The 14,144-nt window shown below is 56.8% G+C and carries 11 protein-coding genes; all 11 read right to left on the bottom strand.

The window, feature by feature from the left end:
- Nucleotides 1-116 precede the first annotated feature (116 nt).
- Nucleotides 117-1,397: an amidohydrolase family protein gene (locus PEL8287_RS15990; protein ID WP_085893440.1), complete on the bottom strand. Its 1,281-nt coding sequence runs from the start codon at nucleotides 1,395-1,397 to the stop codon at nucleotides 117-119.
- Nucleotides 1,397-2,341 (bottom strand): ABC transporter permease, encoded by a 945-nt coding sequence (locus PEL8287_RS15985; RefSeq protein WP_085893439.1) that lies wholly within the window; start codon nucleotides 2,339-2,341, stop codon nucleotides 1,397-1,399. The genes PEL8287_RS15990 and PEL8287_RS15985 overlap by 1 nt, the downstream gene beginning before the upstream one ends.
- 3 nt (nucleotides 2,342-2,344) lie before the next feature.
- A complete protein-coding gene (locus PEL8287_RS15980) occupies nucleotides 2,345-3,394 on the bottom strand; it encodes an ABC transporter permease (RefSeq protein WP_085893438.1) in 1,050 nt (349 codons plus the stop codon).
- Nucleotides 3,384-4,931: an ABC transporter ATP-binding protein gene (locus PEL8287_RS15975; protein ID WP_085893437.1), complete on the bottom strand. Its 1,548-nt coding sequence runs from the start codon at nucleotides 4,929-4,931 to the stop codon at nucleotides 3,384-3,386. Before PEL8287_RS15975 ends, PEL8287_RS15980 begins: the two co-directional genes overlap by 11 nt.
- A gap of 1 nt (nucleotide 4,932) precedes the next feature.
- A complete protein-coding gene (locus PEL8287_RS15970; protein ID WP_085893436.1) occupies nucleotides 4,933-5,967 on the bottom strand; it encodes a BMP family protein in 1,035 nt (344 codons plus the stop codon).
- Nucleotides 5,968-6,198: 231 nt separating this feature from the next.
- Nucleotides 6,199-7,593: a TRAP transporter large permease gene (locus PEL8287_RS15965; protein ID WP_085893435.1), complete on the bottom strand. Its 1,395-nt coding sequence runs from the start codon at nucleotides 7,591-7,593 to the stop codon at nucleotides 6,199-6,201.
- Nucleotides 7,590-8,303 (bottom strand): TRAP transporter small permease, encoded by a 714-nt coding sequence (locus tag PEL8287_RS15960; RefSeq protein WP_235862321.1) that lies wholly within the window; start codon nucleotides 8,301-8,303, stop codon nucleotides 7,590-7,592. Before PEL8287_RS15960 ends, PEL8287_RS15965 begins: the two co-directional genes overlap by 4 nt.
- A gap of 110 nt (nucleotides 8,304-8,413) precedes the next feature.
- Complete coding sequence (locus PEL8287_RS15955) at nucleotides 8,414-9,415, bottom strand: DctP family TRAP transporter solute-binding subunit (RefSeq protein ID WP_085893433.1); 1,002 nt, start codon at nucleotides 9,413-9,415, stop codon at nucleotides 8,414-8,416.
- A 264-nt stretch (nucleotides 9,416-9,679) separates the two neighbouring features.
- A complete protein-coding gene (locus PEL8287_RS15950; RefSeq protein WP_085893432.1) occupies nucleotides 9,680-11,002 on the bottom strand; it encodes an acyltransferase family protein in 1,323 nt (440 codons plus the stop codon).
- Between the two features lie 138 nt (nucleotides 11,003-11,140).
- Nucleotides 11,141-12,370, bottom strand: coding sequence for a sigma-54-dependent transcriptional regulator (locus PEL8287_RS15945; protein ID WP_085893431.1), 1,230 nt, complete (start codon nucleotides 12,368-12,370; stop codon nucleotides 11,141-11,143).
- On the bottom strand, nucleotides 12,367-14,121 hold the full coding sequence (locus tag PEL8287_RS15940) for a sensor histidine kinase (RefSeq protein WP_085893430.1): 1,755 nt from the start codon (nucleotides 14,119-14,121) through the stop codon (nucleotides 12,367-12,369). Before PEL8287_RS15940 ends, PEL8287_RS15945 begins: the two co-directional genes overlap by 4 nt.
- Nucleotides 14,122-14,144 lie beyond the last annotated feature (23 nt).

The raw sequence follows: 14,144 nt of genomic DNA, 5'->3' as shown, positions 1-14,144 counted from the left end.
CATTTAATGGCTTCATTGCGCAAAATTGGGACCAGCATAATAGATATGCCTTCAAACGTGATAAATTTCGACGGTTCTTTGAACGGCCCTTTATGCCCGACCAAAACGTTTACGTCTTAATTATGAGCTGCGTGGCGCCGACGTACGGTTTCAGGCCGCGCGGGCAGGGCCAATTCAGCGTTCTGCCGGGGTGTTTTGCTGATCACCTTGCCTTTTGCGATAACATACAGGCGGGCGGGCCGCAGGCGAACTGCTTCGATCGGGTTCCCGGCATCAAGCACCACCAACGAGGCCTGTGCTCCCACTCGCAGGCCATAGTCTTGATGGCCTAATATGCGGGCGCTTTCGGTGGTGACCATGTCAAAGCATTGGCGCATCTCCTCGGGGCTGCTCATTTGCGCGACATGCAGGCCCATAAAGGCCACATCCAGCATGTCGGCAGTGCCAAGCGAATACCACGGATCAAGTACGCAATCCTGCCCAAAACCAACGGTAATTCCATGGCTTAGCATTTCCTTTACGCGTGTCAGCCCACGGCGCTTGGGAAAGGTATCGTTGCGGCCCTGCAGCATAATGTTGATCAGCGGGTTGGGTATCGCCGCAACCTGCGCCTCGGCCATCAGGGGAAGCAGTTTCGAGACATAGTAGTTGTCCATCGAATGCATCGAGGTCAGGTGTGATCCGGCAACCCTGCCGTGAAGCCCAAGGCGCTGAGTTTCAAATGCCAAAGTTTCGATGTGGCGCGACATCGGGTCGTCGGATTCATCACAATGCAGGTCGACCATCAGGCCACGCTCGGCAGCGATCTCGCATAGTTCTTTGACCGACGCCGCACCGTCGGCCATTGTCCGTTCGAAATGCGGGATGCCGCCAACCACGTCTACACCCATATCCAAAGCGCGGATGGTATTTTCGCGTGCCGTTGGGGCGCGGTAAAAACCGTCCTGCGGGAAAGCCACCAACTGCAGGTCGATGTAGTCTTTAACCTTTTCCCGGACCTCCAGCAGCGCCTCGACGCCCAACAGCCGGTCATCGCAGGTATCTACATGGCTGCGGATGGCCAGCAGGCCCATACTGGCTGCCCAATCGCAATAAGTGAGCGCGCGTTCAACCAGCTGATCTTGGGTCATGACCTTTTTCAACTCGCCCCACAGGCCGATACCTTCCAGCAGGGTGCCCGAGGCGTTGATCCGCGGGATGCCGTAGGATTGCGTGGCATCAAGGTGGAAATGTGGATCGACAAAGGGCGGGCTGACCAGATCGCCGGCGGCGTCGATCACCTTGCCTGCCTCGGCGTCCGAAAGATCGCCAATAGCCGCGATCTTAGTGGCCCTGATGCCGATGTCGGCAGTTCTTCCATCGGGGAGGGTGCCACCTCTGACGATAAGATCGAACATCAGCGTTCTCCTTTGTTGAACGGCACCATTAGCGCGGCTGGTACTTCGGCTCGGCGGGACATAGCGATCAGGGCCAGTATGGATAGTAAATATGGCATCATCAGAAAGACCTGATAGGGGATATTGGCCCCCAGAGGCGTTTGCTGGATACGGATTTGCAGCGCATCGAAAGCGGCAAAAAGGATTGCGCCAAGAAGGGCCTTGCCAGGCTTCCAGGCGCCAAACACCACCAGCGCGATGCAGATCCAGCCGCGGCCATTGACCATCTCGAAGAAGAAACTGTCAAACGCTGACATGGTCAGAAACGCGCCGCCTACGGCCATGAATCCGCTGCCAAAAATGACGGCCCCCATGCGGAGCCCCGTCACCGAGAGGCCCTGCGCGGCAACGGCTGATGGATTTTCACCCGCTGCGCGCAACGCCAGACCAAGTGGTGTTCGGTAGAGGACGACCGAGACAAGCCCCACCAGCACAAATGCCAGATAGGTCAGTGGCGTTTGCGAGAAGAGTGCCTGGCCGATCAGAGGCAGATCTGACAGGACAGGGATTTCATAGGGTTTAAACGCTGTGATTTTGGGGGGGCTTGTCACCTCAGGCAGGGCAAGGCGATAAGCGTAGTAGGTCAGCGATGTGGCCAGCAAGGTGATGCCAAGGCCCACAACATGCTGTGACAAGCCAAAAGGCACCGTGAGAGTGCTGTGAATCAGACCAAACATCATACCCGCCAGCATCGCCACGGCCACACCACCCCACAATCCCATACCGGAATAGACAGCCATCCAGCCTGCGAAGGCCCCGGCGACCATGATCCCTTCGATTCCGAGATTCAGAACACCGGCGCGTTCACAGATCAGTTCGCCTAAAGTGGCAAAGATCAGCGGGCTGGCGATGCGTATGGCGGCGGTCCAGAAACTGGCGGAAAGCAGGATATCGAAAAGGTCCATGATCTATTCCCTTACCAGGCGGAACCGGGTTAGCAGGATCGCCAAAACCATTAGCAACAGGGCGGTGGCCAACATGATATCGGCCAGATAGGTGGGCACGCCAATTGCGCGGCTCATGCTGTCGGCGCCCACGAATATACCGGCAATGAAAAGTGCCGATGCGATGACAGCCAGCGGATTGAGCAGTGCCAGCATGGCGACGATTATGCCGGTGTAGCCAAAGCCAGGCGAAAGATCGAGGGTGAGGTTGCCCTTGAGCCCCGCGACTTCTGAAAAACCGGCTAGGGCGGCCAGACCGCCTGACAGCAATGCGGTTTTGATCAACACGCGGTTGACGGGGATGCCGGCAAAATCGGCGGCCTCCTTATTCAGGCCAACGGCGCGCATTTCATACCCCAGTGTTGTACGTTGCTGAATCACCCAGACTGCGACGGCGGCAATCAGCGCCAGGGCAAAACCCCAGTGCAGGCGCAGCCCGTCGATGATGCGTGGCAGGCGGGCCTCGGCGATCAACCGTTGTGATTTGGGCCAGCCCATTCCCATCGGATCCTTCAGGGGCCCTTCCAGCAGCAGCGATATGAAGAGCAGGAAGATGAAGTTGAAAAGCAGTGTCGTCACCACCTCGTCCACGCCAAAGCGAACCTTCAGCAGCGCAGGCGCCATAAGAACAACGGCGCCCGCCAGCATGGCGCAAAGCGCGATCACCGGCAACAAGGCAGGGCTGGCCCATGGCAGCATCCCGGTGCCTAGAACCACGGTGATCAGGGCCCCCGCGTAAAGTTGTGCTTCGGCCCCAATGTTCCACAGTTTGGCACGAAAGGCGACAGCGACTGACAGGCCGGTAAAGATCAGCGGAGTAGCCCGGTTGAGGGTTTCCAGCAACGCAAATTTGGACCCCGCCGCGCCTTTGATAATCAACCCCAGAACAGCAAACGGATTGGCGCCGGCGACCATGGCCAGAATCGAGGCGATGAAAACCGTGGCGACGATGGCGATAGCAGGCGGCAGCGTTGTGCGTGCCAGCGTGGGGTTGGCGATGGGTTCAAGACGCATGGGCCTGCTCCGCTTCAAACCCATGGCCCGCCATCCAGACGCCAAGTTCGGCAGGCGTCATGCTGTCGCGCGCGAACCCGGGCGAAAGGCGGCCTTCGGAAATCACGTATATTACATCCGAAAGCGCCATGATTTCATCCAGATCTTCAGAAATCAGCAGCACCGCCGCGCCGCGTTTGCGGGCGCTTAAAAGTTCCGAATGCACATAGTTGACCGCGCCGATGTCCAGACCGCGCACTGGTTGGTTGGCCAGAACAATGCGCGGTTCAGCCTCTAGGACACGGCCAAGAATCAGTTTTTGCATATTACCACCCGACAGCAGACGTATGCGGGTCCCGGGACCGGGACAGCGAACATCGTAAGTATCAATGATATGTTGCGTAGCCCGTTGCGCCTCGCCCCAGTTCATCCAGCCTCGTCGGCTCATCGGTGGCTGATGATAGGTCTCAAGAATGGCGTTTTCCGTCAGGTTGAAATCGGCAATGGTACCGGTTTTGTGGCGGTCCTCGGGGATGCGGGCGATGCCACTGTGTACCGCCTCGCGCGGGGACCAGTGCCCGACGTCTGCACTGTCCAGTTCCAGTGTGCCGTTGGCGGGCCGTGTCAACCCGCCAATCAGATCAGCCAACGCAGCCTGTCCGTTGCCCGAGACACCGGCGAGGCCGGTTATCGTTCCCGCGCGCAAGGTCAGCGACAGCGATTTTAGACCGGGTGCGTTGCCCTGATCCGGGGTGGTAACGTTCCGGAGACTAAGTAATGGCGAACCAGGCGTGCCCGGTTCGACCTTGGGCGCGGATACTTCGGCACCGACCATAAGCGCGGCAAGGCTGTGTTTATCGACATCCAAGATATTTCTTTCGGCCACCATTTTGCCATGTCGCAGGATCAGCACACGATCAGAGATCGCCATGACCTCGTGTAATTTGTGGCTGATAAAAACTACAGAAAGGCCAAGAGCCACGGCCTTGCGCAGGGTCTCAAACAGATCATCGGTTTCCTGTGGGGTCAGAACGGCGGTGGGCTCATCCAGGATAAGAATCCGCGCATCCCGGTAGAGCGCCTTGAGTATTTCAACCCGCTGTCGCTCGCCAACAGTCAGCGCGCCAACACGCGCGTCAGGATCAACGGAAAGGCGGAAATCGGCGGCCAGTTCGTTGATTTTATCACGCGCCACAGCGCGGTTCAGCCCCGGTTTCCAAAGAGATTGTGTGCCTAGGATGACGTTTTCCAGCACGGTCATATTGTCGGCCAGCGTGAAATGCTGGTGCACCATGCCCACACCTGCATCCAGTGCCGCGCGTGGATTGCCGGGGGGCAGTTCGCGGCCAAACACCTCAACCGTGCCGCTATCGGCGGTATACTGGCCGAAGAGGATGTTCATCAATGTGGTTTTACCCGCGCCGTTTTCGCCCAGAAGGGCGATCACCTCACCTTTGTGCAGAGATAGGCTGACAGCGTCGTTTGCGGTTAGCGCGCCAAAGGTTTTGGTAATGGCGTTGAGGCGCAGAACAACCTGCGCCTCTCCAGAATTTCCCATTTTAGGACGACTTGGGTTCTTCGTCGTTAATCTCGACCGCGAAAGTGCCAGCCTTGATCTCGGCTGTGCGTTTGGCGACCAGATCAAGTGCTGATTGCGGTACCTTGCCCTCGAACGTTCCCAACGGCGCCAGCGACGATCCGCCTTCTTTCATGAAGGAATAGACGCCATAGTCAGCCGCTTTGAAGTTGCCAGCCTGCACAGCGGCTATAGCCGCGTCCAGCGTGGGCTCAAAGTGCCAGATGGCCGAGGCGACAACTGTTTCAGGATAGTCGGCCTGAGTGTCAATAACGTTGCCGATGGCCAGGATACCCTTTTCCTGAGCTGCGTCCGAAACGCCAAAGCGTTCAGCATAAAGCAGGTCTGCACCATTCTCGATCATCGCAAAGGCAGTTTCCTTGGCCTTGGGCGGGTCGAACCACGAGCCGATAAAGCTGACCTGGAATTTGATATCCGGGTTCATCTCATGTGCGCCGGCCATGAAGGCATGCATCAGGCGGTTGACCTCGGGAATGGGAAAACCGCCGACCATACCAATGTTGCCCGACGTGGTCATCGATCCTGCGATGATGCCCGACAGGTACGACGCATCCTGAATGTAATTGTCGAACACGGCAAAGTTCGGCAACGCAGCATCTTCTTTAAAGCTGGAACCGAGAAGGAAAGCGATATCAGGATATTCCGCCGCCACTTCGCGCGCTTCCTGTTCTACTGCAAATGCCTCACCAATGATCAGCTTATACCCCTGCTCGGCATACTCGCGCATCACGCGGGCATAATCGGTGTTGCTGACATTCTCGGAATAGACATAGCTGATATCGCCGCGGTCCTGCGCTGTCATGGCCGCTTTGTGAATGCGGCTGACCCATTGTTGTTCTACGGGCACGGTATAGATACCGGCACATTTAATCGGTTCGGCCGCCAGAAGGCGACTGGGCAGGCTAACGGCCCCGGCTAGCAGAGCACCCCCGGCGGTTGTTGCCATAAAACGGCGGCGTGAAATAGCGTTGGAATTGGTCGTGCTTTTGCGATGCATTAAGATGTCCTCACTGTTGGGTTTCTTTTATGTTTGACCAAATGGTAAAATTTTTCTGTTTAAATAGCCAGAAAAATTGAACATGGTCATGCATAAACTGGATGAGAAAGCGAGCCCAGTTTAAATTTTTCAACCAAGCTGAATTGCTTAAGCGATGCATTCGCCGCAGGTGCCAAAAGAAAAAGGCGGGGCCTGGGGGGCTCCGCCTTGATGTATTTTCAAACCTGTCAATCAGTTGGTGATAAGTTCAGGCCCCATGATGGCGTTGGGCAAGACAGTGCTGATCCATGGAATATAGGTGATCATGATCAGGAACACGAAGAGAACCGCCAGGAAGGGCAGGGCGGCGCGGACCACGGCCATCATAGGCATGCCCGCCACACCCGAGGTTACGAACAGGTTCAGACCAACGGGCGGGGTAATCATCCCGATTTCCATGTTCACCACCATGATGATGCCCAAATGGATCGGGTCGATGCCCAGTTGAATGGCAATGGGAAAGACCAGTGGGGCGACGATGACCAACAGGCCCGAGGGCTCCATGAACTGCCCACCAACCAGCAGGATTACGTTGACCACCACAAGAAACATGACCTGGCCAAAACCCGCGCTGAGCATGGCATTGGCCACATGTTGCGGCACCTGCTCGTCTGTCAGCACATGTTTCAGGATCAAGGCATTGGCGATCACGAACATCAGCGTGACGGTCAGTTTGCCGGCCTCGAACAAGGTGTGGCGCGTGTCGACGTGCCCCCAGGCGCTGATCAGCGCCAGCGGCTTGCGCAAAAGCGAGATATTGTGCCCGTCGCCATCGGTGGCCAGTGGCCCCATGTCGCGGTAGACAAAGCTGGCAATAAGGAAGGCATAGACTGCCGCCACGGCTGCGGCCTCGGTCGGGGTAAAAATCGCGCTGGTGACACCGGGGATTCCGTAGATGCCGATCATGATGATCGCGATCAGCCCTAGGCCCCAGGCCGCATCGCGGAAAGAAGCGCCAATCTCGCCCCAGCCGGCCCACTCGCCTTTGGGCATGTTCTTGACCCGGGCCATGACGTAAATCGCGATCATCAACATCACACCGGCCATGATGCCGGGGATAACGCCGGCCAGGAACATCCGGCCTACCGAAACCTCGACTGCGGCGGCATAGACCACCATCACGATGCTGGGGGGTATCAGGATGCCCAATGTGCCCGCGTTACAGATCACGCCTGCCGCGAATTCCTTGGTATAGCCCGCCTGCCGCATTGCCGCGATCACGATCGAGCCGATGGCGACCACTGTTGCCGGGGATGATCCCGAAAGGGCGGCAAAAAGCATACAGGCAAAAACGCCCGCGATTGCCAGACCGCCGCGCAGATGCCCCACGCAGGCGATGGAAAATCGGATGATCCGCTGCGCCACACCGCCAGTCGACATGAACGACGAGGCCAGAATGAAGAAGGGGATCGCCAACAGGGTGGAATGCCCTTCGAAGGCGGCAAACAAGGTCTGCGCCACTGACGCAAGTGAACTGTCGGAAAACACCAGCAGGAACAGGATAGACGACATGCCAAGCGCCACGGCAATCGGCACACCGATCAGCATCAGCCCGACGATGATCAGGAAAAGCAGGGCTACGGTCATGTGTCAAACTCCCCGCGTTGTTCGCGCATTTCCTGAATTTCGTCTTCAACCTCGTGGCTGGCGACAATGCGGTCCATCTTGCCCTGCCAGATTGCTACGGCCACCTGAGCAAAGCGAAACAGCAGCAGCGCCATGGAAAGAGGCAACGCAAAGTAGGGTACCAGACGGGGCAGTTTTTCGTAGGGTTCGCCGTCGTTGAAGACATCTGCCATCCAGGCCAGCATGCCGGGCATTGGCACGCTTTCCATCGCGTACCAGCCTTTTTCGCGGAATTTGTCCTCGAACCCGGTGGGGAACCAGCGGCCTTCGGTGGCGGGCAGATTGGCGAAGTTGGCCCAGTAATCCCACGACCCTTTGAGCAGCAGGAAGGCGTAAACCAGACAGACCGCAACCGCCACAAGGGCCAGAATACGGCGGACCGGGGCAGATAACATGTTGATCACCGCATCGACGCCCAGATGCGCGTTTTTCTTCACCGCATAAGAGGCCCCCAGCAATCCCAGCCAGGCAAACATGAGCACCGTAAGCTCGTTGCCCCAAAGGCCGATATTCTCGAGCTTGATCCATTCAATGAGCGCTGGCGGATCATTTGCAAAGGCCTTGCGCACGATGACATTGATAAAGGTAATCATCGTCATCAGGCCCAGAATGACCGCGATAAGCGTCTCTTCCAGTTTGTCTGTGATGCTTTGGCTTGGGTGCGGATGCATCTTTTCCCCTCCCCCGGGTCCAGATTTCATGGGGCATGAAGCAGCGTTCATGCAGGGCGGGCAATTCCATCAACTGCCCGCCCAGATGTCATGTCAGACCAGAAGGCCGATCAGGCGCCGCCGTTGGCCGCCTGGGCCGCGTCGATGTTTTCCTGGCCTACGTCGCCTTTGAACTGCTCCCAGACGGGTTTCATTGTCTCTACCCACTTGGCGCGCTGTTCAGGCGTAAGTTGGCGGACAACGCCACCTGCCTTGATGACTGCCTCTTTGGCGGCGGCGTTCACGGCAGTCGATTCGGCATTACGTGCGTTGGTAACCTCGTCCACGATGGCAAGGAACTGATCGCGCACGTCGCTGTCCAGGCTTTCCAGCCAGTCGATGTTGGTCACCAGCAGATAGTCAATCACGCCGTGGTTGGTTTCTGTGGTGCCGTCCTGAACCTCAAAGAATTTCTTGCCGTAGATGTTCGACCAGGTGTTTTCCTGACCGTCCACAACACCCTGTTGCAGGGCCCCGTAGACTTCGGAAAAGGCCATTTTCTGAGGGCTGCCACCGATGGCGTCCATCTGGGCCACCAGAACGTCCGAAGATTGCACGCGGAATTTCAGGCCGTTGGCGTCCGAGGGTTCAATCAGCGGTTTGTTGGCTGACATCTGCTTCATGCCGTTGTGCCAGTAGGCCAGCCCCTGCAGGCCGCGTTTTTGCATGCTGTCCAGCATGGCCTGGCCGGTCTCGGAGGATTGAAAGCTGTCCACGGCTTTAATGTCATTGAACAAGAAAGGCAGGTCAAACAGACGGAACTGTTTGGTGAACTGTTCGAACTTGGACAGGCTGGGCGCAGCCAGTTGCACGTCGCCCTGAAGCATCGCTTCGAGTACCTTGTTGTCGTCATAAAGCGTGGAGTTCGGATAGACCTCCATGCACATCTTGCCGTCCATTTCCTCGTTAACGCGCTTTTCAAGCAACGCGGCAGCGATGCCTTTGGGGTGTTTGTCAGTGTTGGTGACGTGGCTGAACTTGACGACGATTTCGCCATCGTCACAGGCAGCGGTTGCTGTGCCTGCTGAAACAGTCATGGCGAGTGCGGCAGCGGTTGCTGTCAGGAATTTCATGTGGTGTCTCCTCCCATTACTTGAGACAATTGCATTCGGCGCCCGGTAGGCGCGGCCTAGTTATGTTTGGACAAGACAGTGTCGCGCTCAAGTATTCTTTAGTGGCGACCGTGCTTTGATATTTTTATTTTTGATTTCAAGTCATTGCAGAAAATTTTTCTGCTTCTGCGGTGTCCGCCAAGTAAGCGTGTGCGGAATTCCGCACGTTTTTTGCCAGCTTGTGCGGAAAACCGCACAAGACTCAGTATCGCAGGTGTCCCAAAATCAGAAGCGTTTTGTCGCCATAACGACCCCGGCTACGACAAGCCCTACGGCAATCCAGCTGACGCCAAACAGATTGTCGGCGCCAATTCCACCAAGCGCCATCATGATCAGTCCGGCGCAAGTTACCAGCGCGCCCAGAAAAGCCTGCCATGATCCGGGCTGATTACCATTTGTGGCTCGGCTTCCGGCCTCGAATCTGACGAAAGTCAGCACCAGCGGTGCCAGAACAGCAATATAAAGCCCCAGCCAAAGTGGTCGTAACGCCCACCATTGGCCTGTGCCTGGTTCGACTCCTAGGCCGATGCCGCCCAGCAAGACGGTAACACCAACCACAGCAATCATCGCGGTCATATGCCATAAATAAATTGTCATAATCATCTGATTCAGCAAAATGACCCATGACCAGGGCCGTGTATTTTGCAGCCATTTTGACGCGGGGCCGGTCAGTAACAGGATGACGCCGATCTGCACACATCCAACAGCCAGCATAGCTGTTGTCGGAGGGCGTGTGTTGGACATTTCTGCACCCGGTACGCTGACCATGGCAACCGGGAACCCGTAGTGTACGATCAGCATGTAAAGCCACGCGAGACCAAGTGCGATAAAGACAAACGCCCAGGTTTTTGGGCGTTCAGCAACGTGCCACCAATATCCAAGTTGATGCACAGCAAGCCAGACAAAACCGTAGTTTGCCCAACGTAGCCATTGCAGGTCCATACCAAAAGCAATGGTGTCGACCAAGATTGCACCTGCCGCCAGCAACGCAACAGATAGGATACCAAACCGGTTCCACAGGGCCGCCGTTATCGGGACGGCCATCGTGATGATGATGTAAACGGCCAGGAACCAGATGGGAACTAGGGCCGCCTGCGAAGCCGCGCCAATAAGGTCAGGTGAAACACCCATCCGGTTCGCGATAAAAGCTGCCATCGCCCAAACCAATACCACTGGCACGGTAGGTTTCAGCAGGCGCGTCAGACGGGTGGACGCCCAAGTACGGGTCTTTTCGGGATCGCGCCTGGCAGATGCCCAGGAAAGGCTGTTGGAAAAGCCACCGACAAAGAAAAAGACCGGCATAACTTGAAAAAGCCATGTCGCATAGTGGGTCCAGCGTTGTTCTGCCAGCAGGATTATCAGGTTGACGCCGTCATTTCGGACCACAGCAGCGACCAGCAGCCAATGGCCCAGAATCACAAACATGATGGCGATTGCGCGATAGAGATCAACGGCGCGGTTACGATTTGCAGGTGTGCGTTCAGCAGCCCATCGAGCAGCTGCAAGCATGCCTTTGGGCATCTGATCTTCGGGTAACACGTCGTTCATAACCGGTCTGCTCGAAAAAAAGACCTGCAGTTAACCCGCAGTGTCAGTTGCACTATGTGATAGCGTAACGCCGGGCCTTACCCACGTCGAGATGTTTCATCATGTAATCTTTCGTCTGCTGGCAGGGCAAACAATGCGTTATCGCCGGTAGTCATCGGGGCGCAACCCGTAACGGGCCAGCTTGTCATAGAAGGTCTTGCGCGGCAGTTTCAGCGCTTTTGCCGCGGCTGATGCACGGCCGTTCTGCCGCCCCAAGGCAGCAATCAGCAGGGATCTTTCCACCCGCGCCATCTGTTCCGTCAGGCCCAGTTCGGCTGCTTCGGTTGTCGCATCGGGCATGCCCAGCACAAATCGCATGGCCGCACTCATCAGGGATCGCGCATTGCCGGGCCAGTCCTGCGCCATCAGGGCGGCCAGATGATCGGGCGTAATTTCGCGGGCCTCCAGTCCGGCCTGTTCGGCGGCCTGCGCCACATAGTGGCGAAACAGCACCGGGATATCCTCGGGGCGGTCGGCAAGTGGCGGGACATTCACGCGCATGACATCCAGCCTGTAATAAAGCTCGGCATGAAAATTGCCCGCAGCAACTGCGTTTTCCAGATCAGCGGTGCTGCCTGCGATCAGGCGCGCCTCGGCGTCCTGCTCGATCCGCTCCAGTACAGCGTATTGCATGTCGGTCGGCAAGGTGGAGATTTCATCAAGGAACAAGTTGCCACCCGCAGCGGCCTGAAAAGCTGTCTCAAGTGCGGTTGCATCAAGTGAGGCAGATGAGTGTTTGACAAATGGCCCTGGTGCCCCGGGGGACAAAAAATGGATGACTTCGGCTACTTTGGACACGCCCGCCCCGGGCGGGCCGGTAACCAGAACCTCGGCCCGGGTTCTGGCAACGCTACGCACGCGTTGGCGCAGTTCCTCGGCTAGTTCAGAGGTCCCAAAGAGCATGCGCGCCGCCGGATCACCTGTTTCGAGCTGAGTTTTTAGCCGCCGGTTTTCAAGCACAAGCGCCCTGGTTTTCAACGCCCTTTCAAGAACCGAGGTCAACGCCTCTGGCGCACAGGGTTTTTCCAGAAAATCAAAAGCTCCCTCGCCCATCGCGCGCACCGCCATGGGAATATCACCTTCGCCGGTCAGCAAAATCACCGGCAACTCGTCGTCTAACTTTTGGGTATGATTCAGCAGATGGAACCCGTCACGTCCGGGCATTCGGATGTCAGACAGTATCACCCCGGCAAAATCACGCTCGATATGGTCTTTCGCCTCAATGAAAGACCCGGCAGATTGCACGTCGTAATCTGCCAGTTCCAGCGTTTGCGCCAGCGCTTCGCGGACGGGTTTATCGTCGTCAACTACCAGCACCTTTCGGATCATGCCACTTTGTCTTTCTCCTGCCAGCGTTCCAGCTCTACCGAGAACTCGGCGCCATTTGCGGTGTTAATGCCCCGAATATTTCCGCCAAAACTTTGCACTAGTCCATATGAGATCGAAAGACCGAGCCCCATGCCGTCGCCGTCGCCCACCTGTTTGGTGGAATAGAACGGATCGAAAATCTTTTCCGGTTCTTCAATTCCCGGACCCGTGTCGCGCAGGCGCAGCACCACCGGGTTGCCTTCTTGCACCGTGATATCCAGCTGTTTTTCGGGGCTATCGGTCATGGCATCAGCGGCGTTGCTGATCAGGTTGACCAAAACCTGTCCCAGCCGCACCTCGCCACCCGACACCCAGACCGGGTGGGGTGGGGGCTGCCAGTTTACGGTGATGCCGCTTTGGCGCATACGTGCACCAGTCAAATCCAGCGCGGTTTCAATGACTGGAACAATATCGACTTGCCCGACTGGCTCGTTCTCATTTCGTACAAAGGCGCGCAGGTTGCGGATGATACGGCCCATACGGCGCGCCATCTCATCAATACGCGAAAGGTTCTCACCCGCTTTGTCAGGTTGCTTCCGTTCAAGAAAAGCGCCGCCATTCGCCGCATATTGTTGAATCGCCATCAGAGGTTGATTCAATTCGTGGCTGATTCCTGCACTGAGCTGGCCCAGTGCGCTTAGTTTTCCGGCCTGCACCAGGTCGGCCTGCGCTTTTTTCAAAGCCGCCTCAGCTTCTTTACGCTCGCGGATTTCGTGCCGCAGGATCTTGTTGGTTTCAGTCAGGCTCTGGGTGCGTTCTGCGACACGGCTTTCAAGTTTGGCATTGGCAATCGAGAGGGTCTGGCGCCGCACTTGTGTCAAGAACAACAAAGCTCCAAAAAACAACAAAAGTGCACCAACCACGGTGGATTGCAGCAAGGCGATCTTCTGCGCAGGGGCGACATCGACCAAAGCTAGACCGGTCATATCCAGTTGTGGGCGTGATTGTGTAAGTCTAAGCGCTTCGCTTGGCAGGTAGGGGCCAAGATTGAGCTTCCACACTTCATGATTTCCGAAAGATTGAGGCTTGAAAACGTGTTTTTCGCCGTTTGGGTGCAGGAATGTCGTTGAGCCGGCGGGGTGCGCCCAACCCAGTAGCTCAGTACGATTTGACATGAATATGTTATCGTCTGAATCTATCAGCAAAACCGCTGTTGGCCCTGCGCGCCAACCTATTTCGGCATTTTCAACGTCCGCTACCGTCACCAGTGCCGCTTGTATTTGACCGGTGTCAGCGAAAGATGGGGCCGCAAAATAAAACACGCGTTTACCAAAGCCTGTGTCAGTGGCATGCGCTATACCCAGTGCGCCATCCATGGCTCTTTGAAAGTAGCGCGACTGTTGAAGGCCCGCTGGTTGCTGTTCTTGCGAGTTCGCCAACACCGTACCGTTTGAATCGACGAACAATAGCATCGCTGCTCCGGTACGGTCGGCGGCAGCAAGAAGCAGATCATCCGCCGCCTGGTCGCGTTGGCGCGTCGCTGTCAGTTGAGTGAGTGTCGGATGTTCTGCAAGTTGTACGGCCTGATCACGATATCGTTGCAGATCAGAAGAGAGCCCATCCAGGACAAGGGTGATATCCGCTGTGCCCCGCCGCGCCAGTTGATCAAGGGCCTGACTGTAACCATAGCGCCAGACGCCAATTGTCAGGACGGCAACAAATACCAGAAAAGGTACGATAATTCCGATCCATTTACTTCGAAGGCCAGGCATGATCCAAAACTTAACAGCACAGG

Source organism: Roseovarius litorisediminis (assembly GCF_900172295.1).
Classification (GTDB): domain Bacteria; phylum Pseudomonadota; class Alphaproteobacteria; order Rhodobacterales; family Rhodobacteraceae; genus Roseovarius; species Roseovarius litorisediminis.
This window is presented reverse-complemented; position numbering and strand designations above follow the sequence as displayed.

What these genes read in the sequence shown, in the direction of transcription:
- PEL8287_RS15985 (WP_085893439.1), bottom strand. Translation starts at nt 2,341, where the DNA reads ATGGACCTTTTCGATATCCTGCTTTCCGCCAGTTTCTGGACCGCCGCC.
- PEL8287_RS15980 (WP_085893438.1), bottom strand. Translation starts at nt 3,394, where the DNA reads ATGCGTCTTGAACCCATCGCCAACCCCACGCTGGCACGCACAACGCTG.
- PEL8287_RS15955 (WP_085893433.1), bottom strand. Translation starts at nt 9,415, where the DNA reads ATGAAATTCCTGACAGCAACCGCTGCCGCACTCGCCATGACTGTTTCA.
- PEL8287_RS15990 (WP_085893440.1), bottom strand. Translation starts at nt 1,397, where the DNA reads ATGTTCGATCTTATCGTCAGAGGTGGCACCCTCCCCGATGGAAGAACT.
- PEL8287_RS15970 (WP_085893436.1), bottom strand. Translation starts at nt 5,967, where the DNA reads ATGCATCGCAAAAGCACGACCAATTCCAACGCTATTTCACGCCGCCGT.
- PEL8287_RS15960 (WP_235862321.1), bottom strand. Translation starts at nt 8,303, where the DNA reads ATGCATCCGCACCCAAGCCAAAGCATCACAGACAAACTGGAAGAGACG.
- PEL8287_RS15950 (WP_085893432.1), bottom strand. Translation starts at nt 11,002, where the DNA reads ATGAACGACGTGTTACCCGAAGATCAGATGCCCAAAGGCATGCTTGCA.
- PEL8287_RS15965 (WP_085893435.1), bottom strand. Translation starts at nt 7,593, where the DNA reads ATGACCGTAGCCCTGCTTTTCCTGATCATCGTCGGGCTGATGCTGATC.
- PEL8287_RS15945 (WP_085893431.1), bottom strand. Translation starts at nt 12,370, where the DNA reads ATGATCCGAAAGGTGCTGGTAGTTGACGACGATAAACCCGTCCGCGAA.
- PEL8287_RS15940 (WP_085893430.1), bottom strand. Translation starts at nt 14,121, where the DNA reads ATGCCTGGCCTTCGAAGTAAATGGATCGGAATTATCGTACCTTTTCTG.
- PEL8287_RS15975 (WP_085893437.1), bottom strand. Translation starts at nt 4,931, where the DNA reads ATGGGAAATTCTGGAGAGGCGCAGGTTGTTCTGCGCCTCAACGCCATT.